Annotated in this window: 19 protein-coding genes; 9 read left to right on the top strand and 10 right to left on the bottom strand. The window is 58.4% G+C overall.

All coding sequences use genetic code 11. From position 1 onward, the window contains the following. Window positions 1-308 precede the first annotated feature (308 nt). Genes NKJ77_RS22360 through NKJ77_RS22345 form a run of 4 tightly spaced genes read right to left on the bottom strand, consistent with a single transcriptional unit; the run spans window position 309 to window position 2,381 of the window. Window positions 309-710 (bottom strand): ubiquitination-like system serine protease family protein, encoded by a 402-nt coding sequence (locus tag NKJ77_RS22360; protein ID WP_023708019.1) that lies wholly within the window; start codon window positions 708-710, stop codon window positions 309-311. Next, entirely contained in the window at window positions 703-1,881 is a 1,179-nt protein-coding gene (locus NKJ77_RS22355) for a ThiF family adenylyltransferase (RefSeq protein ID WP_023708020.1), read from the bottom strand. The genes NKJ77_RS22360 and NKJ77_RS22355 overlap by 8 nt, the downstream gene beginning before the upstream one ends. After that, window positions 1,856-2,125, bottom strand: coding sequence for a multiubiquitin domain-containing protein (locus NKJ77_RS22350; protein WP_031212482.1), 270 nt, complete (start codon window positions 2,123-2,125; stop codon window positions 1,856-1,858). Before NKJ77_RS22350 ends, NKJ77_RS22355 begins: the two co-directional genes overlap by 26 nt. A 16-nt stretch (window positions 2,126-2,141) precedes the next feature. After that, entirely contained in the window at window positions 2,142-2,381 is a 240-nt protein-coding gene (locus NKJ77_RS22345; protein ID WP_352535773.1) for a DUF2188 domain-containing protein, read from the bottom strand. Between the two features lie 134 nt (window positions 2,382-2,515). On the opposite strand from NKJ77_RS22345, the gene NKJ77_RS22340 reads away from it, so the two are divergent. Beyond that, a complete protein-coding gene (locus NKJ77_RS22340; protein ID WP_023708023.1) occupies window positions 2,516-2,836 on the top strand; it encodes a helix-turn-helix domain-containing protein in 321 nt (106 codons plus the stop codon). Between the two features lie 132 nt (window positions 2,837-2,968). On the opposite strand, the gene NKJ77_RS22335 is transcribed toward NKJ77_RS22340, so the two are convergent. Further along, entirely contained in the window at window positions 2,969-3,166 is a 198-nt protein-coding gene (locus tag NKJ77_RS22335) for a hypothetical protein (protein WP_156932381.1), read from the bottom strand. Then, a complete protein-coding gene (locus NKJ77_RS22330; protein ID WP_023708024.1) occupies window positions 3,153-4,469 on the bottom strand; it encodes a hypothetical protein in 1,317 nt (438 codons plus the stop codon). The genes NKJ77_RS22335 and NKJ77_RS22330 overlap by 14 nt, the downstream gene beginning before the upstream one ends. Before the next feature lie 806 nt (window positions 4,470-5,275). Between NKJ77_RS22330 and NKJ77_RS22325 the strand changes: the two genes are divergently transcribed. The 4 genes from NKJ77_RS22325 (at window position 5,276) to NKJ77_RS22310 (ending at window position 12,255) form a co-directional block, all read left to right on the top strand. Then, window positions 5,276-6,574 (top strand): hypothetical protein, encoded by a 1,299-nt coding sequence (locus NKJ77_RS22325; protein WP_023708025.1) that lies wholly within the window; start codon window positions 5,276-5,278, stop codon window positions 6,572-6,574. Further along, window positions 6,571-7,812, top strand: coding sequence for a hypothetical protein (locus NKJ77_RS22320; protein WP_352535770.1), 1,242 nt, complete (start codon window positions 6,571-6,573; stop codon window positions 7,810-7,812). Before NKJ77_RS22325 ends, NKJ77_RS22320 begins: the two co-directional genes overlap by 4 nt. Beyond that, a complete protein-coding gene (locus NKJ77_RS22315; protein ID WP_156932382.1) occupies window positions 7,809-11,822 on the top strand; it encodes a DNA/RNA non-specific endonuclease in 4,014 nt (1,337 codons plus the stop codon). The genes NKJ77_RS22320 and NKJ77_RS22315 overlap by 4 nt, the downstream gene beginning before the upstream one ends. A gap of 208 nt (window positions 11,823-12,030) precedes the next feature. Further along, complete coding sequence (locus NKJ77_RS22310) at window positions 12,031-12,255, top strand: hypothetical protein (RefSeq protein WP_023708028.1); 225 nt, start codon at window positions 12,031-12,033, stop codon at window positions 12,253-12,255. A gap of 447 nt (window positions 12,256-12,702) precedes the next feature. Here the strand turns inward: NKJ77_RS22310 and NKJ77_RS22305 are convergent, their stop codons facing one another. The 4 genes from NKJ77_RS22305 to NKJ77_RS22290 form a co-directional block, all read right to left on the bottom strand. Continuing rightward, window positions 12,703-14,514, bottom strand: a complete 1,812-nt coding sequence (locus NKJ77_RS22305; RefSeq protein WP_084567123.1) for a 5'-methylthioadenosine/S-adenosylhomocysteine nucleosidase family protein — start codon at window positions 14,512-14,514, stop codon at window positions 12,703-12,705. Then, window positions 14,472-14,987 carry a hypothetical protein gene (locus tag NKJ77_RS22300; RefSeq protein WP_156932383.1) on the bottom strand — a complete coding sequence of 172 codons (516 nt, stop codon included), beginning with the start codon at window positions 14,985-14,987 and terminating at the stop codon, window positions 14,472-14,474. The genes NKJ77_RS22305 and NKJ77_RS22300 overlap by 43 nt, the downstream gene beginning before the upstream one ends. Beyond that, window positions 14,941-15,441, bottom strand: coding sequence for a hypothetical protein (locus NKJ77_RS22295; protein WP_023708031.1), 501 nt, complete (start codon window positions 15,439-15,441; stop codon window positions 14,941-14,943). Before NKJ77_RS22295 ends, NKJ77_RS22300 begins: the two co-directional genes overlap by 47 nt. 503 nt (window positions 15,442-15,944) lie before the next feature. Next, the gene (locus NKJ77_RS22290; protein WP_198020971.1) at window positions 15,945-16,838 is read right to left on the bottom strand and encodes a nucleotidyl transferase AbiEii/AbiGii toxin family protein; all 894 of its coding nucleotides are present in this window, start codon (window positions 16,836-16,838) and stop codon (window positions 15,945-15,947) included. A 477-nt stretch (window positions 16,839-17,315) separates the two neighbouring features. Here NKJ77_RS22290 and NKJ77_RS22285 point away from each other — a divergent pair, with 477 nt between their 5' ends. Genes NKJ77_RS22285 through NKJ77_RS22270 form a run of 4 tightly spaced genes read left to right on the top strand, consistent with a single transcriptional unit; the run spans window position 17,316 to window position 20,267 of the window. After that, window positions 17,316-17,612, top strand: coding sequence for a DUF2604 domain-containing protein (locus NKJ77_RS22285; RefSeq protein ID WP_023708032.1), 297 nt, complete (start codon window positions 17,316-17,318; stop codon window positions 17,610-17,612). Further along, entirely contained in the window at window positions 17,605-18,222 is a 618-nt protein-coding gene (locus NKJ77_RS22280) for a putative metal-binding protein (protein ID WP_023708033.1), read from the top strand. The genes NKJ77_RS22285 and NKJ77_RS22280 overlap by 8 nt, the downstream gene beginning before the upstream one ends. Next, window positions 18,219-18,707, top strand: a complete 489-nt coding sequence (locus NKJ77_RS22275) for a Mov34/MPN/PAD-1 family protein (RefSeq protein ID WP_023708034.1) — start codon at window positions 18,219-18,221, stop codon at window positions 18,705-18,707. The genes NKJ77_RS22280 and NKJ77_RS22275 overlap by 4 nt, the downstream gene beginning before the upstream one ends. Before the next feature lie 3 nt (window positions 18,708-18,710). Further along, complete coding sequence (locus tag NKJ77_RS22270) at window positions 18,711-20,267, top strand: E2 ligase fold family C protein (protein ID WP_023708035.1); 1,557 nt, start codon at window positions 18,711-18,713, stop codon at window positions 20,265-20,267. Window positions 20,268-20,434: the final 167 nt, after the last annotated feature.

Raw genomic sequence — 20,434 nt, 5'->3', positions numbered from 1 at the left:
CAGCCTCCACTGTTTGGTAGCAGATGGAAGCAGCATGACGTGACGTTTCAGAATATGAAGATACCCAATATACGCGCCCGTGCGATGCAGTGAACGTTGCAGGCTTGGAAGACTGGGGCGCCAAGAAGTGTCATCGCGAAGGGCGACGAGCGAATGACTTGTATTGGGCCGACTGCGGACAGGCAGCTTTCGGAAACATGATTGCGAAAAAGCCGCCCTCGTCACGGTCTGTCCGTACGAAAAGTACCGGCACGATGAGAGCCTCAGTGCGAAAGAAAAATGTCACACTGAGGCTCACCGAAGGTGGGCTATAACCCGAACAGACGCCGGACAAGCTGCCATATACTTGCGAAGAAGCCAGGCAGTGGCCTATGGGCCTCATAGTAGGCCTGCCTACGCCTTTCATCCCTCAGCATGCCTGTAACCGTCTGGGCCGCGGTCATTTTGGGCTCCCACAAGATCCGTCCGTCGCGGATGATGTAGTGGGAATTACAGGGAAGTTGCCCGCTGCCTATTGACGGCTGTAGTGACGGCCTGCCGCCACGTTCGGTAAACCGCCATTCCGCAGGTCCGAGAGGTATAGCCACTTTGCAGCCGCAGCCGCAGGCGCACAGGTGCACCGCAACCTGGTATTCATCGGACACATACAGGACGCCTTTATCAAGCTCCTTGGGCACGAAATGGACCTTTTGAAGCCGGATATCATTCATGGCGCGTCTCGACGAAAAAGCGTGGCATGGTTGTGTCCATCAAGATGTGGTAGGCTGGATGGTCCTCGACGTAAAAACCCCGGTATTGTTTGTATCGGATCACCGCGATGCAGGCATTCATCGCGTTCAACTCGGATATCTGTATGTTGGTGCGATATTCATCGCCGGGCTGATCAGCGGTCTCGGATAGAGCCTTGGCCCTGATCTCTTCGGCGTCGTCAGGCAGATAGACTGTTGCGCGCAGCATGCCTGCCAGCGCAGACTGCTGGCGGTTCAAACCCAAGCCGACGTCGATGAAGGGAATCTTCAGGCCGATGAGCAGGTCGAAAACTCCGGCGCGGGCCGACCCCTTATCGACGCAGACGAAGGCGAAGGTGACGCCTTGCAACTCCTCAGTTGACGACTGGTCGATGAATTTCCTTTCAAGTTTCAACCCGCTCCGGAAGTTGCCATAGCGATCTTGATACAGGTCGGCCTTGGCCCGCTTGAAATCGTCTTCCTGAAGCCGGCCGGGAGATCGGTAGGCGTTGTGGACGTGGAACACGTCGGCGTCGAAACCGCGGATTTCGCGCACATTCGTCTTGACCATGAAGTCAAGCACATAGGCACCGGTCCCACCGAGCCCGATGATTGCGACCACCTCATCTTTGAACCGCGCCGCCAAATCGCCAATCTCCGCGCGGCTAGTTAACGTGTCCTGATAGGTGAAGACACTATCTGCGACCACATCGTGGTCGACCGCGAACGTGAGGGGTGTCGCTTGCGGGTAGCGGCTCACGGCCGGACCGGACAGCAGAGCTACGTAGTGCTGGATTTTCTCAAAGAAATCCGGGAAACCGGTTGGCGGTTTGTTCGAGAACGAGCGCTCAACCAACACGTCATCTCTGGTCAGGGCCAAGGTTCTCGGGCCACCGCCCAGGTTCGGGATCGGCCGCCCGTCGGCCTCATGGGGAACCCCACCAGCGAAGAAGACCTGATGGTCGTCTTGCTGGACCTTTTCAGCGTCGACGAAGACAAGCTTAGTCACAAAAGCGCCCGTGCACAGCTCCAGTTGCGCGTTGAGGTAGGGAATGTCGCGGACAACCAAATATCCGCTGTCGAACCGGAGCGCGAAGCCCCGGTCGAGCAGCCGTTTTATGTCGGGATTATGATTCGCTAGTGCGATTAACACGGAACGCCATCCCATCCTTTGCCTTGACGGTGCCTCCGGGGGAGAGGATTCCATCTCGGTCGTTGTGGCCCCGGGTGTAGGTGACCGAATAAGTCGCGCCCGGATTTTGGGGATAGTCCGGATAAGCATGGGTAACGACCTCGACATAAGTCAGTTCGTCTTTTTTCGGCACCTCGTGCGGCGTGCCGTTGACCACGATCGTGATGGTCTCGTCGTGGCCCTTGTTATCATCTTCCTGCGCCATTGTGCTGTCCTTTCGCTTAGCCGCGCGGCGGATTGGGGTCGTGGCCGTGGCTATCGCTCTGCGCGATCTTGCCGTCACGGTTGTGAATCTTGAGCTCGGTCGATTGGTTGCGGCTGACCCCGCGGCCGAAGTCTACCGCCTCTTTCTTGCTGTCGGAGTGACCGGACGACCGCTGGCCTCCGCCCCTCTTCACGTCCCAGCCGCCATCGTGGTTGGGAACCACATGATGCGTACCGATGGTCTTCTGTGACGCCATATCTTGTATCCTTTCGTTGGTTTCGGTACGGGAAGTACGTCTACTCCGAACAGGTATGCCGTCTCGCATATCGATTGTCAAGCACTCTCTGTGCTGCTACTCTGAACAGAGGAAAACGACAGAAAGAGGCAATCGTGACCACGCCGCTCGGCAACAAGATTCGCGCGCTGCGCAAAGATAAGGGCTACACGCTGGACAGGCTTGCGGAGCTCGCTGACTCCAGCAAGAGCTATATCTGGGAGCTTGAGAACAAGGAGCCGCCACGACCGTCCGGCGACAAAATCAGCAAGATCGCCACGGCGCTCGGCGTCACCACCGATTATTTCCTGACCGACGATGTCGAATTGGAGGATGCTGCAGATCAGGCGTTCTACAGGGAGTACAGAGCGCAGCGGCCGAAGACCAAGGCACGTCTGCGCCAGATGTTCGCGGTCATAAAGGACGATGAGCAGTAAGCGGGCGCCCACGCTGCGGCAATTGCAATTGCGGGCGCTTCTCAAAGCGGGGTTTCGCCCCCGATGTTCGGCGGGTCGCCTGAGAGTGCTGGGGCCGCCGTTTCCGAAACGATGACCTGTTTCCGGGCGAACTCAGCTTCTGTGGTTGCCAGAACCATGTGATTTAAGCGTCGCCCGTATCTTGGAGGACCCTTTGAAGACGTCGCGAATCGCCTTTTGCGTATCCGCAATGCTGCGGGCCAGCTTTTCCGGCAAAGGCTCAGGTGCCAGGCCCTGCCTCTCCTCTTCACGATTGATCAGACGCTTGAATGCAGAATTACGCTTCATCATCGCGGCTCTCTGTCATCATCAGATTTGATCGAACGCGGTGCACGTATCGAAGGTTCAACTCGGGCTCGAAATAATGTTTCCGCTTCACCCATATGAAGCCGTCGGCCCGCGAAATGACCGCGACATCGATCGGGCCACCAACGGTCTGCATGCCACGCGAGACATGACGTTTCAATGACGTCAGGTTAACGAGGGCCTCCGCCATAGAGGCCAGCTCGGACTTTGGCATGAATTCGACCATGTCCTCAATCTCCTTGCGGGATTGTGAACGGATTTCCTCAAATTCCTCCTCACGCAACCTTTTGTTGAAGGCTGTCTCGGCCTCGCCAGCTTGCCGGATCAGTAGCCGCCGCTCCGCCTCGGGCATATCCAGTTGAGCAATGATATCTTTCGAGATGCTTGAAATCGTGTTGTTCACGAAGGTCGTTATGTGTCTCTCGATACCCTCATCAAGGCCGTACAGGAACCGTTCCACCATTTCCCTCTGCGCAAACGGCAGGACACGCGACCGCTCGCCGTCGCGATCGATGTCGACAAAGTTGGTCCGGGCGTATTTCAACTTTCCGAACACCACGCCGTCGATTTCGAAGGAGATCAGTGAAGGAAAAAGGTCCCTAGACCCGAACCCGGCGATGACGATGCCCGTTTGCGAGCCCGTCCTGGTCTCGCTCAGAACCGCGCGCTTGGTCAAAGCGACGACGCGATCTGTAAAACCCCGGTCGTCCGCACGCATAAAGTTCTGTTCAACGATCTCGCGGATTTGAGCTTCACGACCTTTTGTAATCCTCGGAGCGGAACCGCCGATGAACCTGGCGGGCTTGACGCGCCGGTAGATCTGCTCGAACGTCGCCAGCACGAGATCAACAATTCTGTTGAGTTCGGTCTCCAGATGCATGCTTTTCTTGAAGTCCTTCAGCAGACGTTCAAGCCTTGTCGTGATGCGCTCGTTGATCTGGCGGATCAACGGCATGAGGATTGATTCGACCGCGGCTGTCTGGACCTTCGCTGAGGCATCGTTTCCCCACGCGTTGAGATATGTCAAAAAATCCAGTGCCGCATCTTGCAATCGCGGGAAGGACTTGCAGTCGCGTCGATAGTCGCTGATCAGAATCTGTAACGGCGCCTGCATGAACTGCATGCCGTTGTAAATCATGACCCCGATAGGGTCCCGATGGGACAAATCGAAGAGCTTTTCGGCGGAATCGTAGGTTTTTTCCTCGACATCACCCGCCGAAATCGTGACAGCGCTATCAGCGGCCAAGGCCACTGCGGATTTATTTAGGATGGCGATTTCCGCTGTCATGGCGCTACAGCGTCAATTGGCATCATGTTGAAAAATGCCGAAGCCGGATCGGCTTCGGACTGAAAACGTGCCCTCATCAAAAGCCGCCCACTCCCCATAATTCGGCTCGATTCTTTTGTGAGCTTACGCGGCTTTGCCGGCAAGGGAAGTGATTACTTCACTATTCTTCACAAAATTGTGGGGCCAAGCTGTGCCAACGAGCCTTAGCGCGACCCTAGAGTAATACAAGGCCCCGGACGCCCGCGTATCGAATTGACTCGGCGAATGGCAGGTTTCAGAAACCATGCTGCCGCACTCGAACGACCGAGTTGAGGCGCATTGCAGACTGGAAACATCGGGCCGAAAGTTGATTGGCCGCTTGCATCAACCGCGCCTGTGAAGAGGACATGCTCGGATGGCCTGACGCGTAGTGCCGATTCGTCCAACGTCTCTCAAGTTTGACGTGTACCAGAAGGTTAGCCGGCGAGATCAGCGGACTAGGTGCGATGGGGGCCGTAGTATGTAGATCAGATCGCCCGTCTCTGACAGCCGGAACGACGCAGAGCGCCGGGTCGCGTTTCTCCGTTAGTGATGCTGCACCCCGGACGACGGGGATGATCGCCGGCTCGGCGCTAGAGTTTCTTTTCGCGTGAAGAAACGCCGCGAACTGATGCGAGTTGCATGATCGGGCTTCATCCGCTACATATAGCCTGATTTCGTGTATAGCACTAACAACTTGTTGTTTGAGCCAGACTTCACAATAATATTGGCCGCTCCGGCATAGCGTGACTACTGAGCGGAAGGTTTCATTTTCTGCGGGGGATGTGATGCCAGTATGCTTCATCCACGGCGTGAATGTTCGCAAAGACGACCCAAGCTACGACCGCGACGTGGCCGCACGCGACGAGCTGATCCGGAGCCTCCTCCTAAAACCCTTGGCACAGCGAAATCCGCGTTATGGCGGGCTGAAAATCATCAACCCGTATTGGGGCGGACTGGGCGTTACCCACGCCTGGGGGCAGGCGACGGTGCCGAACGTCAGCCTCCTGGAGGACCTCGGGACGGCGCAAAGCAATTTCCAGTCCGACCTGGAATTGACGATGCTGCTGAAGGAGCAACGTGGGACGGCTAGCGAACTTGAGGCTCTCGGTGCGGCCGATCCGATCGCAGCGGCCGCGCGACGCGATGTGCAGGCGCTTCTCGAGGCGGTGTTGGCGCCGCTTATCTATTCGGAAGAACCTCTGGTCGATCGCGGACCCACGCTGGACGCCGAAGCGCACGGTGCGCTTGAAGGGATGCTGCTTGCCGCAGCGCAGGAAATTGCAGCGGACTCAGCCGTTGTGGCTGAAGTGCAAGCGGCGCCTTCCGGCAACGCCGCACTTGACCTTCTTCGCGACCGCCTCGCTGAACGCTTCACCAAACGTGCCAGCCTTGCAGCCAAACCCGCCGACGCCGGGGAGGGCGCCAACCTTGAGGAACTTGGGCCGTCCTGGCTAACCGGCGCGAAAGACCGGATCCAGCAATTGTTCGATCGCGCAAAGTCGAAAGCGGGAAGAGCACTTTCGGCTGGCACGCTTGATGCCTATCGGGCGCGGCTCCACGCCCAGATAGGGCGGTTCCTCGGCGACGTTTTCGCTTATCTCCAGCATCGCGGAGATCGGGCATCTCCGGGTCCTATCCCGAAGCTCGTTCTTGATGAAATCCACAAGGCACGTAAGAGCGGCGGGCCGCTGGTTCTAATCACCCATTCGATGGGCGGCAACATTCTGTACGATCTGCTGACGACGTTCGATCCTGCATTGGAAGTCGATGCCTGGATCTCGGTCGGCGGTCAGGTCGGCCAGTTCGAGGAGATGAAGCTGTTCCTGGCGAGCGACCCGGCACTCGGCCCGCCGGCGAAGGTCAAGCCGTTCGGCGGGCGAGTGAAGACCTGGCTCAACGTCTACGACCCGGTCGACGTGCTGAGCTTCCTCATTGCGCCCGTATTAGAGAGTGCGGATCCTCGCTTCGTCATCAAAGACCTGAGGTTCAAGTCAGGAGCTAGCACACTTGAAGCACATGGCGCTTACCTCAAGCGGCCAAGCTTCTACACGCTTATCGCCAAGGAACTGGAGCAAAGAGTATGAGCATCGTTCCTCCGCATGAGCGATCACCTGCGGAACCATTCCTGGTCTATGACGCCCGGAAGCAGCTTGAGGGCAAGCCGGGCCTGCACGCGCTGATCGCGGGCGTGAGCGCCTATCCGAAACTGCCGAGCGCGAACGGGCTTGGCATGGTGCCGTTGTCGTCGACCTCACTGACTGCCTACCTCATGTTCTACTGGTTGATTAACGCTAGTCAGAACGGCCTGCTCGAACAGCCGCTCGCGACCTGTCGGCTGCTGCTGACGCCCTCCGCTGAAGAACGATCGGACAGTGCTGGACGTGCGCCTGGGATTGCTGCGTTGGCCCCGCCCAATTGCTCTATGCCCCTGTTCCGGGCTGCGGCCGAAGCCTGGCGGAACGATGCCGCGACCAACAAAAACGATAGCACGCTGTTCTACTTTGCCGGCCATGGCATACAGATCACACGCAATAACCAGGCCTTGCTGCTCGACAGCTTCGGTGACATCGGCCCGGTGTCGCTGCATTCCGTGGATTGCAGCGTCTTGCGCAACGGAATGGCGCCCTCGTTAGCACATCCGGACATCGCGCGGACCCAATTCTACTTCGTCGACGCCTGCCGGAACCTGCCACCGGCCAACCTCTCGCTGGAGAATGTGCGTGCTGGAGATGTCTTCCAAGTTCATGCAAGCGGCCTTGACGATCGCCGGGCGCCGATCTTCTTCGCCTCGCCACCTGACGGTAAGGCGCAGGCGGTTCCCCGGGTGCAGACCCTGTTCAGCATAGCATTGCTCCGTTGTCTCGCGGGTCGGGCCGCTTTCCCGCCCGATCGAATGGCTAACGGCCGGGCGGCGAACCACTGGTATGTCTCCACGCAGTCGATCGGCCAAGGACTGCCGATGGTGCTCGATGAGGTCAACCGGGAATATGGCGGTCAGCAGAGCTGGACCATGGATGGTGGCGGCAACGATGCCGTACTTACCCACATCAGCGGTACGCCGACCGTTCCACTGCAGATTGAAGTCGATCCAGAGCGTGCGCTCGGCAGCACCACAGTGGAACTGAAGATGGGCGGCGCGGCAGCGGCCCTCGCCCAGTTCAGGTCGAACCGTGATTCTCATCCCTTCCGAAGGGACGTCCCCGCCGGAATCTACGAGATCGGTGCCGTAGTAAATCCGAAGATAGACGGGCTGCGTGAAGCCGACCAATTCACTCACACGGTCGAGCCTCTGCGTTGCCGGACGAAGGTGAGGCTGTCATGAGCGCCGCGCGACCGACATCACCCACCTCGCGCCGAGGGCGGCCGAGTCGAAAGACCGGCTCGCTCAAATTCACCACGGATTTCCGGTCGAACGAGTTGAAGGACCTGGAAATCCCGCTGGAGGTCAGAGCGCTCGATTCCACGGTCATGGCCAGGACCACAAGCTTGCAAACCGTTGGTGAGCTGCCGCCCGGTCAATATTATGTTGTGGCCTCCCTGCCGGGCGGCCAGAATCTGTCTCAAGCGGTAAAGATCCCGAAGAATCCCTCGTCCTTACCTGTCGAGGTACAGCTTTCCGTCCGCGAGTCGCAGCGCTCGGCTAGGGAGACGGACGAGAGAACCGAGTATATGGGCCTACCGGTCAGGACTGCGCTTAGCTCAGCGCCGCCGGTTGACCAAGCGGGCTGGAGATCGCCCGTGCCGCTGTCGCAGGATCCGGCCAGCGCGTTCGCGGCTACGACGGGCACTGGCGCCAGTACGTTCGAATCCGCACCCCGCGACCCTCGCTCCGGCGCCCGGCAGGGCGGCCTCGAGATGCTGGGCGCGGCCCCGAGCGGCTTCACCATGGCCGCACTGGGGGAGTCGGAGAGCGTCTTGCTGCTTGCCGAATTCGCCGCATTGCAGTCAGGCATGCCGCCACCAACGCGCGCCGCGGGCCGCCTTGCCGCCCTCGAAGTCATGGGGCCGGCGGGACCGGCCACGGCGCCGGCCATCGCTTCGCAAGCGGAAGTGCAGGCCGCTGCCGGACCGCTTGACGTTCAGCTCGCTTTCTTCCGCGGCAACCCACTCTCTTTCAAATCGAGCCTGGTGGTCGACAACACGCCATGGATAGCGAGCGTCGCAGATCGGAGCATCCGGATCGCGATCAATGGCAACGACTCCCCATGCACGCTGCAGGTCATCGAGGCCGGCCGGCCGCCACTGAATATCGCCCTTCCGGTTTCTACCGAACATGGCTGCCTAGTCGAGATTTCGAGACTTGCGGCACCGCTGAATCCGACGTCGGATGTGGACGTGATCTCGATCGATGTTCATCTCGACAGTGCTGCCGCCAACTCGCTGCTTCGTTATCGCGCGATGGGAGAGCTCAGGCAGGTTGAGACCAGCCTTGGCGATGGTCAGACTTTAACCGCCCACCACCTGCTTTCGGAGAAATTCGAAGATCCGGTCGCTGCGGTCGTCGGCGGCTATACTCTGCTCCGATTCAATAAGTTGGACCGGCTGCCGGACAGCTGGACCAAGAATCTTTCAAACCGATTCGAATGGCTGCCGGATGGGGCGGTGGTCCGCGGAGAGCATCTCGCACGGCTGGGAAGGCACGACGAGGCCCTCGACGCTTTCTTGCTTCTTTCCGGGCGTGGGCTGCCGATGTTCACCGAAGGCCTCGGATACGTGATGGATCGGCTCGACCTTTATCTGCGAACGCTCGAAAGCTCGCTCAGTCGGGACGCATTGCAGCGAGCTCGCGGCCTGACCGCATTGCTGCGCAAGTTCTGCGAATATTCGAGCAATAATCGGCAGCTGCTCAGCTACACCGGCGTTTCGCCAAACAGGCCGGGCAGCGAGGTGGTTCGTGACTTTCGCGGCGGTGAACCCGGCTTGGGCCTGCTTACCCTGCGCCTCGACCCGAACGGCGCTGCGATTATGCCGAACCCACGCCAGGCGAGAGGAAATACGCCAACCATGCCGCTCGAGACCCAGGGTGCTGCGGAGCCCTCGCTCCGTCCGACCGCACGAAGCCTGGCGTTGCCGGAGGCGGTTCTCGCTGCCACGGAGCAGCGCTTTGCTGAGCGCACGGCGGAACGAACCGCTCACATCGAAAAGATAGACAAGGCCAAGGAGCGGAAGGGAAGCCTGCTAGAGGTCGATGACCAAGACAGGATCGCGTTGCGGAGCCAGCGCGTGCTATCACAGCCCGGGGTCCGCGATATCCTGGCGAGTGGGCCCGGCGGAAATCAGCTCGAAACGCTAGGCACAGTCGATCCAATTGTTCTCGAGCGGATCATCGGCGGTGACAATCTGCTGGGTACCGCATTCCTGAAAATTGGCACCAAGGTCTCTCGCACGGTCGCGCGCGTCGTCGTCCGCGGTCCGGCGGGCGCGACGCTGGGATTCGGCACGGCTTCGCTGGTATCGCCGCGGCTGGTGATGACCAACAATCACGTGTTTCCTGACATTCTCGCGGCGCAGTTCTCCGAGGTAGAGTTTGACTATGAAACCGGGGAGGACGGACGGCCGCTCCCCCTCAGCGTCTTCAGGCTCGAGCCTAGCATGTTCTTTTACACGGATCCCGATCTCGACTTCACCATCGTCGCCGTTACCGAGCGATCGCAGGATGGCCGGTCCTCAATTGGTGATTTCGGCTTCAATCGCCTCACTGAAGAGCTCGGCAAGGTGGTGCTAGGCGAATCCGTCAACATCGTCCAGCATCCTGACGGGCGTCCAAAACAGATCGCGCTTCAGCAAAACGAACTGATTGATCGGCTCGAGAATTTCCTTCATTATCGGACGGACACCCTGCCTGGCTCCTCGGGGTCGCCGGTGTTCAACAATCAGTGGGAAATGATCGCACTTCATCATTCCGGCGTGGCAGCCCGGGATGCCAATGGCCGAATTCTCAGCCGCGATGATCGGATATGGACGCCCGACATGGGCGAAGCCGCGGTAAAATGGATCGCCAACGAAGGTGCCAGAATCAGCAGTATCATCGCCCGGCTCCGCAGTCTCACCAGCCTGTCGCCGCAACAACAGGCTTTGCTCGACCAACTGTTGACGCCTCCGATTTTGGCGCCGGAGACCCAGCCGAGCCCGGCCGCGATCTTGAATTCGCCAGGAGACTCCCAACCAATGACATCAAGCACGTCCAGCGCACTTGACGAACCGAATGCTTCGCGAGCCGCTTCGCCGGCTCAGAGCACGATAGCCGGCGAAATCGTCTTCAACGTGCCTCTCACTATTTCCGTCAGGCTGGGAACTCCCGACGCGGTGCAGGCGCGGCCGGTTGCTCCGGCGACAAGTGCCCGGACAGACCTCCTCGAGCGGCTCACGCCCAAGCAGCCGATCGTCGACCGCAACTACGCATCCCGAGCCGGCTATGATCCGGCGTTTCTCGGACCTAATTTTTTTGTCCCACTTCCCACAGTAGCGGATCCCACTACCGTTTCGACTATGGCCGATGGTCGCCAGGCAATCCCCTACGAGCATTTCTCCATCGTCATGCACAAGTCGCGCCGCCTCGCGCTGTTCACCGCCTCAAACGTAGATGGTCGTCAGGCAAGCCGCCGTCCCGAACCGGGACGTGACTATTCGCGCAAGGGGCTGACCGGACTTGGTCCGAACAATATAGAGGAATGGGTCACGGAAGCCCGAATTCCAAGCTCGCATCAACTGCCCGACAAATTCTACAGCAACGATCGAGGCGCGTTCGACAAAGGCCACGTCGTGCGGCGCGACGATGTTTGCTTCGGCACATCCTTCGCTCAGATCCAGCGGGCCAACGGCGATACCTACCACACAACCAACTGCTCGCCTCAGGTGTCAGGTTACAATCAATCGGCACGAGGGGTCGACAATTGGGGAGATCTCGAAAACTTCGTGCTGATGCAGGCCAAGGTGGAAACCTATTGCGTCTTCGCCGGGCCGATCTTTCAGCAGACGGACCGCGAGTTCCATGGCGTGGGTGAGGACGGTCCGCTTCGGGTCAAAATTCCCAGGAGCTACTGGAAGGTTGTTGTCGCCGCCAAGGCGGGATCGTTGCAGACCTTCGCCTTTGTCCTAGATCAGGATCTTAGCGATCTCCGCCTAGAAACACCGGCTGTTGAGGAAGCGATGGAACCGTCTGCCTTCGAGTTCGAGCCGACCCGCGAGTGGCGGCGCAGGATGGTCGCAATCTCCACGCTCGAGGAGCGCCTCGGCAACACGATCCGATTTTCGGAGGTGCTGCGCCAAGCAGATCAATTCGGCAAGCCGAATGGCGACGAAATCGTCCGAATCGCTCGCATGCAATCGTGACGCTGGCTCGTTGCCGTGGGCGTGGAGGGGATAGCTGCCGCTCGGCTTCGGACCCCAAATTGGTCGTTTGCACTAGCGTGCGCGATGTTCGAATGCGGTGGCCGCTTTCACCTGCCCCGGTTCTCACCAGTGGCGATGGCGCTAACTTCACGCTCGCTTGCTCTGGGCGAACCGTCAAGCTCCAGCGCCGAGATGGGACATTACGACTATGCTTGAGAAGTTGCGATTAAGGCTTAGCCAGATTCCCTACAGTGCCGTCACCGCGACGATCGCGATCGTCGTGGCGTCTCTAACACCGTTCTTTAATTACTTCCATGTCGTGCGATCGGTGAAGTTAACAAGTAGGCCAACTTGTCGCCGGGAATACTTCCTGAAGGACGGCCAGGCGTTCCCGCTCGGTGTCGAGGCAACCGACCGCAAAAAGTGCGTGTGACGCTGTCCTCCAATCACGAGTTGAGCGGGTTGCACACCTCGCCGTGGCACGGAACGTCCGTGCGCCTGCGCAGTTCTACGGTAAAGATCGGCTGAAGGTCGTAGACAACTTCCGCCAGGAAAGCTTGATCGGTGCAATTTTCTCGAGGCGGAGACACGCGTCCGCTCTAGGGTATGAGCCAAGCCCAAGCGCAATGGCTGGGCACAAATCATCGGCCGCTAACACCACATGTAACCCAATCAACTGCCGAATCTAGTGCCCCACCTTGTCCATAAGGCCCGCAATTCCGACTGAGGCGCTACCCAGAAAGTTCAAAAGGCTTCCAGGAACCTCAGTCATTTGCGATTTGTAGAACTATCCAACGACCGCTTTGGAGCCGATAGCGGTCTGACAGCTTCCGATCCCAACATACAAAAGCGGCCATCAACCCATTGTGGACATGAGCTCTTATTTCACCGCTGCAATCATCTTTTCGAATAGCAGCCTTGTCACCGCCGCGGCGTTCAGAGCACCGATGATATGCCAATCGTCGTCCTTGTGGCCATCACAGTAATCGACGATCCCACGGACGACGCCAATCTCTTGGGATCGCGACCAGCCTGCATCGCGCAGGCCCGCACTTTCCATTTCCACGGCCAGAATGCCGTACTTAGCGCGCAGCTCGTCCCGGACCACTGGGTCTTTTAGAAGGGTATCACCTGCACCGACTCGTCCGAAATGGACGACCGTGGGCGACATCAATCGACGCGGGTCAGATAACCGCACGACTGGTTCTCCGTCTGCGCCTAAGAGTACGTCGGGGGGCAATGCATCAGTCGATAGGCCGTAGGCTTTGAAGGCCTCATTCCGGTAAGACACCCATCCGGTGTCGAATCCTTTCAGGTGGGACTGCAAGTTACGGACCATCTGCGTCAGCGAATACGACACCTTCTGCGGCGAGTCTCTGTATTCGATGCTGCCGTCCGGCTTCCGCTTCAAGAAGTCGATTTCCATGATGCTCTGCCCGATGACGACGTCGCCTAGCCTGATGTCTTCTTGGGCATTGGTCGGAAGCGGACAACCGCCCGCGATGCCAACCATGATAGTGTGAGTGGCGTCGATCGACCGCATAAAATCGGTAGATGTCACCCCCGACAGTGTATTTCCCATCTCGGCTAGAACGGCCACGGCTATCTCCTTGACCATTCCGTCGATCTCGTAGTTTATGAGTTTGTAAACATGCGGGTCATTATCAAACTGCTTGTCGCGGCCTTTTCCGAAGACCACTTCCACGGCTTCGCGCTCCTTAGGAAGCGCGGTCAAGATAGCCAAGTCGACCTTATATCTTAAGGTTTTTTGGATTTCAGTCATAGATGCATATCCGTCTGTCTGTGAAAATCGGAATGCTTCCTCGAATGATGGATGAAATGCCATCGTTTCCAGTTTTTCGATAGGGCAATCTCTTATCTCAGCAAGAATTCCGCGCGATCGGCATTGTTTCAACAACGCCGCAAAATCAATATCGTCTCTGGGCTTTGCAGACGGAATGACCTCCCCCGTTGATATTCCCATATTCTGGAAGACGGCCGAAGCTTGATAATCCTTGGCATAGCTGCCGAAATAGTAGCGATTTACAAGGTTGTGAAGCGCGTTCTCGGCAGCCATGTTGCCGGCTTTGATCGGTAGAAGACCCGTCACGTGAGGAACGACGAAGGCATCCTTTCCAAGACGCTCGGGAACATCACGCCAAGCACGCTCGAATTCCAGGTCGGAGGTTGCATCCGCTTTCAGTGCGTGGAAGCGGGCGTAGAGCCCTTCGTTGTTCGCTTCCAACAGCCAGTCGGATGTGATGTCATGAGTGGCGCTACGCTTGCGTCGCTCCCAACCCACATTCTGTCTCGACGGTTTTGAATACACCCTGTGCTGTGCCGAACCGCGGCGGTACTGCTCCAGCTTGTCGAGGCGGAACTCCTCAAGCGAGCTTCCGCCTCCAAGAAGCTTGAAAAGGGAAGCCGTATCACCGCGCAGGAACGGCTTTAGCAATCGTCCCGCGATGTCGGACTCCTGATAGGATGCCGCTGGCACAAGTATGCGTGATCCGAGGATGACGGCGAACCTGACCGCCAACTCCATTTCCTGTAGCGCGCCACGACTCCGTGCATATTCGCCCCGTTCTTCGAGGAAGTGGATGTCGAAAAAGTGGAGAAAGAATACGCGAGGATGGATCGACGCCGGTTTCAGAAACAGGGAAGTCTGAGCTGGTTTAGGTCCTTTCGACATAGATCGCGATACCTGAAAATCAGCGGATCAAGACTTCCCCTAAGGTCGTGTACGCCCCATGCTGACAGCTCGTCGGAAAAATTTCTGGGGATGCCGTCAAGCAGAAAGATAGCCTTATTGTCGGCAAAAGCGATCGCGATCTCGGCAAACGTATTTGCGCCGATGTAGCTACGCGTGCCGTGCTTTTCGAAGTTTGCGACAACAATACCGATCGTCCTGGGATCGCGCACCTTTTTAATGTGTCTCTTGGAGACCTCTTTCTTGAACCTCTGATAGCTCTTCTGCTCGCTGAAGTCGGCTCCGGCATCGACGTCGTCCGGTGCAACGGCCAGGACATCGTGCTCGGCAAGTCGAGAACAAATTTCGTCCATCTTATGGGCGAACGCCATACTCCCGCACACGACGAAGCGCCGTCTGAACGAATTATCATTCTTTCTGGTCCACGGCATACCCGATGAGGCGGCGTTCGCCATCGAAAACATCTCCTTGACCTGACTCGTATAGCCAAGTGGGGCGCTCGCTGAATTCCGAGTAGCGTATCACGAATTCTGCCGGCGACACCACATACGCCGGCGGGATGTGTACAGGAAGATCGTCGGGGAAATCGTCGAAAAACACTGGCTGCCGCCGCTGGATCACTCGTCCGATCTCGTAGCATGTCGTTTTGCCGACATATCCGTTCGGGCCGGTAATCACGTAGACAGCATCTGCCGAGAATATTCGTTCAAGGGTTTCCGTCTGTATCTGAGCATCGGATTGATCCAGGGGGTCGCTCTCGAATCGGACGAACTCTTCCCCGCCTATAATTTCGCTTCCGGATGGAGAAGTGACATCAAGGCCCGCAAGCCGGAATACCTCGATTGTTGACCTGACTTTTGGATAGTTCGGACGACGGAAACTGCCAATAACCGCGAGCTTGAACACCACGATCTTTCACCCAGCTTTGAACGGCCAAGCCTCCTTAAGGCGAGTTTTACTTGCACATTCTCGGTGTTGAAACAACATCGTTCGGTGACCTAGCAATGCATTGCAGATCCAACTAGCGCAGTCGGTGCCTCGATCGAAAAGGAGGAAGCGCGCCGGCAGGTGTCTGTTGGCGTCCTATGACCGAGTTTGGCGCACAGGGGACATGTAGCCGCCAAGGTAAGTCCCCTTTCAGGCGAGGTCGATGATGATCTCTGCGACCGAGTTGAGGCGCAAAGCAGTGGTTGGCGAAGTAAAAAGATCGAGAACTGTTCCTGTCGCGACAACGCCACCGCCAGTGCCGGCCGATTGCCCAGATTGGAACAACAGGCCCTGTATTCGGCCGTACGCTTCTCAGACTTGAATTACTCGCCCGGCTTCTGCAGAATGGGCGACGAGGCATTGATGGTTTCATTCCCGGAGACGCGAAACGACTTTGTCGAATGACAGTGGCTTTTGATCGAACATCATCGGCGGCATGCCACGGTGGTCGGAGCGCAGGTCCGCACTCGCATTTCGGAAGGCACGAGCTGAAGCGTCCCGGACCACCCCCGTACGTGGCTCGCCCAGCTAGAGCGGAAAAAGACCGCCTTGTGCTTGGCTACCTGTTCGAGCAGCTCAAAGTCCAAGGCCGCACCCTTCCCATCTTCGGTGTCGAGCAGAATCGCTATGTCGTAGTAATGCCGCGAGAGATATTGCGGCGTCGGCGTTTCCTCGGGCCTGTGCGTCTCGGCATGGAGGGCGGTTATCTTTCCCATAAAGTCCGCCGAACCGACAACACGGTAACTGTGGAATCCGGATTCTCGAAGAAATCTGGAAAATCTTCCGCCGCATAGGAACGGGTCGTCTTCTGTCGGTATGCCATGGGTCGCCACGGGCGCCGAACTCGAGCTGAACCCCCGAAGTGGTGTCGGCCATGCCTTCGTACTCTTCCGCGGCCGGCGCGGTCGGATAGTGAAAGTTGATCGTCTGTAGATCATTGCTGCGCGCAGCGCCGGCAGCAGCTTCTCTGCAACGTGCATTTCGACGTCCCCGACGAGCTCCTCGACAAGCCTGCCGGCCTGTTCTGCTGATCCCGTCCCGCTCGGATCACGATCGCCGATATAGCCGAGCTCGGCGCGGTCGAACCACAGATCTATGTCCTCTGAGAATCTGCGGATCGCGCCGTAAGCTTTGGATAAGGACGTTCCGCCTTTGAAGAGCAAGGTGGGCGTCCTCCTTGGCACCTCGAAGAGTCGTCTCAAAGTCCCGCAGACCCAGAAGTCCTTCTCTACGATCGTATTGGCAACGCCGCGGATCGCGCCCGTTTCGCCGAACAGCGCGGAGCGTTCGTGTGCCGGCAAGAGGGGAACCTTATTCACCCAGGGCACCCACTTGCGTTGTTGCGATGGCGACGAGCGTGCCGCATCCATGCGGGAGGGCGAGGCCCAACCCAGGCGCGTTATTCCAAACGAGCAGGGACAACTTGCGGGGGTATTGCCGACTTCGACGTTGGATATTGCGGCGTGGGTCCATTTTGCATGTTACCAACTGAATCACCGAGTGCCCGAGTTGCACGCGGCCAGTGGAATGAGCAAGCTGCGGCGCGTTCATGAATAGATGGTGGCCGGTATTTTGCCAATGCTCTAATCGATTATATTTGCGAAGAGCAGTTTCGGCCGTTTACTTGCCCCACAAGTCCCCATAAAAAGGAGACAGCATCGATTCGATGTTATCCCCTGTCTTTCGCGTACTCGCGGTCCGTGGCGCCGAGTGGACGATTGAGGACCGCCAGCCCGCTCACCAGCAGGTCTGCACTGGCGGCTTGGGGCCCGTTGGTAAGCCACAGGAGTAGGACAATGTCGGAGGATTCGGGCAAGGGCGAAAATCACGGCGGCGGCCCCGGGAAGATCGAGATCACGGTGGTGGTGAACGGCCAGCCCACACAGGTCGAAGCCAATCCCAACCAGCCGCTTCACGTCGTCCGCACCAAAGCGCTTGAAAACACGCAGAACGTCGCCCAGCCGGCCGAGAATTGGGAATTCAAGGACGAGGCCGGCACCTTGCTCGACGTCGACAAAAAAGTTGGCGATTTCGGTTTCGCGACCACTGTGACCCTGTTCCTCAGCCTGAAGGCGGGCGTCGCAGGTGCCTGAACTCCAAACTGTGGACCCGGAGGTGTCCCGAGCGAAGTTCGATCGGCAGATCGGCTGGTTCCAAACACAAGCAGGTATTTACCGGGCTCAGGGTTGTTTCCTGATCGAGGCGAGCTTCCCGACGGCCTTCTTCATCTTCGTACCGCCGAAGATAAAGCCACAGATAATCGGTGCAGCTGTCGAGATCGACTTCTCCAATTACGACCTCCGACCTCCGTCGGTGGTCTTCGTAGACCCCTTTATACGCCGGCCGATTGCCCGGAAAGATTTGCTGCTCAGGATGCTGAGACGACCGCATCTACCCGGAACCCCACCGGATATGATTTTGGTCCTAATGCAGCAGAACGCTCCGTCGCTGTCGGACTTCATCCAGGCCAACAGTGCGGAACACACGCCATTCCTGTGCATGGCAGGCGTCCGGGAATACCACGACAATCCAGCCCATTCAGGTGATTCATGGCTTCTCCATCGGGCTTCTGGCGAGGGCTGTTTGGCCTTCATCCTGGACAAGATCATCAAGTACGGGACCGGTCCCGTGGAGCAGCTTCAGTATCAGTTCCAAATCTCAGTGGGAGCCATGATAGCACCCCTACCCGCCATTCCAGAATGACCGAGCTCAAGGATGTCGGAACAGTCGCTCTTCCCCGAGACTGTCTTTCAAGTGTCCAGGCGCACCTGCGCTCAGTTGGGCGACAGGGCCATGAGGGGATGGCGCTCTGGGTCGGCGTTCAGCAAGACCAACACTTTGGCGTAACAGAGACCGTTATCCCAGCACAGCGTCACATTCGTACGGGTGACGGCGTTTGCGTGATAGTTCCGGCCGAAGAACTACACCGGCTCAATGTCTGGCTCTACAAGAGCAACCTTAAACTCTTCGCCCAGATCCATAGCCATCCGGGCCGAGCCTACCATTCGACGACCGACGACGCCTACGCGGTCGCTACCACAGTTGGGTGTCTGTCGCTGGTGGTGCCCAATTTCGCCCGCGAGCCTTTCGATCTTGCTCGGGTCGCCGCCTATCGACTTGACGCGAAGGCGAACTGGAATGAGTTCCCATCCGCGGCACTAAGGCGGATGATCACGATAACGGGTTGAACGATGGCACTCGCTAACTTCATTGACCGCGCCGCCACGGCAGCTTCTCAGGTGCTGGCCGACTTTCATCTATGCGACTTCAAAGCAGCCCTCGAAAAGCAGGTCGTGGCTGTGGCCTTCGACAGCCAAGCCGCTTCGTGTGCCGAGGGCCAGGCGACGCTTGACCTTACGGTCAGGTTGCTTGCCAGACTGTATCCGGTCCTGGCCATACTCCCCCTGGATATGGCCGCGAGCTCTCAAGCTCAAGCGCTCGAGCGCTTGGCAAAGTCGATCAATCCAAAAATCAGCATCCGGCGTTCCGGCAAGTATGCGACGGTCTGTGTAGCTGCAGGCGCGGTGCACCCATCACTTCGGTGCCCAACGTTTTTCATGGGATCCCAGGGTTGGGCGGCAAAGCTGTCGCGTACGGACCCGGTGGGCTCTGGCTCGAGCTTGCTGCCCTATGGAGCTGGCGCCGCAAGCTGCTTCGCCGCGGCCAACGTCTTTCGAACCATCTTTGCTTCCCAGCTGACCGGCGCCGAGCTGGACGAGAACATCGACCTCTCTTTATGCACCTACAACAAGAGCAACGCCGGCGATTCCAGCCCCTTAAATTTCCCTGTCGACCTTGGCGAAACGCACCTCGTTGGGCTCGGCGCGATAGGCCATGGCTCGCTCTGGGCGCTGGCAAGGCAATCCGGTCTGTCGGGGCGCCTGCATGTAGTTGATCACGAAGCTATCGAACTCTCAAACCTGCAGCGCTACGTGTTGGCAGGTCAGGCGGAGGTCGGCCTCTCTAAGGCGGCCCTCGCGACCAACGCCCTTCGGTCCACCGCCCTTGAAGTCGAGGCGCACCCTATGAAGTGGGCAGAATATGTTGCGCGCCGGGGCGATTGGGTATTCGACCGAGTGGGTGTGGCGCTTGACACCGCCGCCGACCGTCTAGCTGTCCAAGGTGCTCTGCCCCGATGGATCGCGAACGCCTGGACTCAGGAGCAAGATCTAGGCATCTCGCGGCATGGTTTCGATGACGGCCAGGCTTGCCTTTGCTGCATGTACATGCCGACCGGGAAATCCAAGGACGAACACCAACTGGTCGCGGAGGAACTCGGAATGCCGGAAGCACACGAGGAGGTAAAAACGCTCCTGCAGACCAATACCGGAGTCCCTAATGAGTTCGTAGCTCGGGTGGCTACGGCAATGGCTGTGCCGTTTGAGCCGCTCGCCGCGTTTGTTGGCCAGCCCCTCCGTTCCTTTTATCAGCAGGTTATCTGCGGCGGCCTGGTGTTCCAGCTTAGCGATGGAAGTCGTCTCGTTCGAACCGTGGTTCCGATGGCCTTTCAATCAGCGCTTGCCGGGATCATGCTTGCCGCAGACCTGGTCAAGCATAGTGCGGGTTTTCCGATGAGTCCGACGACAAGCACTCGCGTGAATCTACTGCGCCCCCTTGGTTCTCACCTCCATGATCCGAAAGCCAAAGATTCCAGCGGCCGCTGCATCTGCAGCGATGAGGATTTCGTTGCCGCCTACAGGCTGAAATACGGCTGTGCCGTTGAACAGCTGAGCAACTGGTCCGCCTGAGAAAGATCTGAAGTCTTCGTTACCGCGGACGGCGCGCTGTCAAGCGCTCACCGACGTTTTCGACCACGATCGAGTGCCTGGAGAGCGCGGGGCGGATACTATGACACGCTCGGCCCGCTGCTTGCCAATGTCAGGCCCAGAACCCACGACAGAGATCCTTGAGCGAC

The organism is Mesorhizobium sp. M0052 (genome assembly GCF_040323255.1).
Taxonomy (GTDB): domain Bacteria; phylum Pseudomonadota; class Alphaproteobacteria; order Rhizobiales; family Rhizobiaceae; genus Mesorhizobium.
Note: the sequence above shows the minus strand (reverse complement) of the source record. Positions and strands in the feature narration are given on the sequence as shown.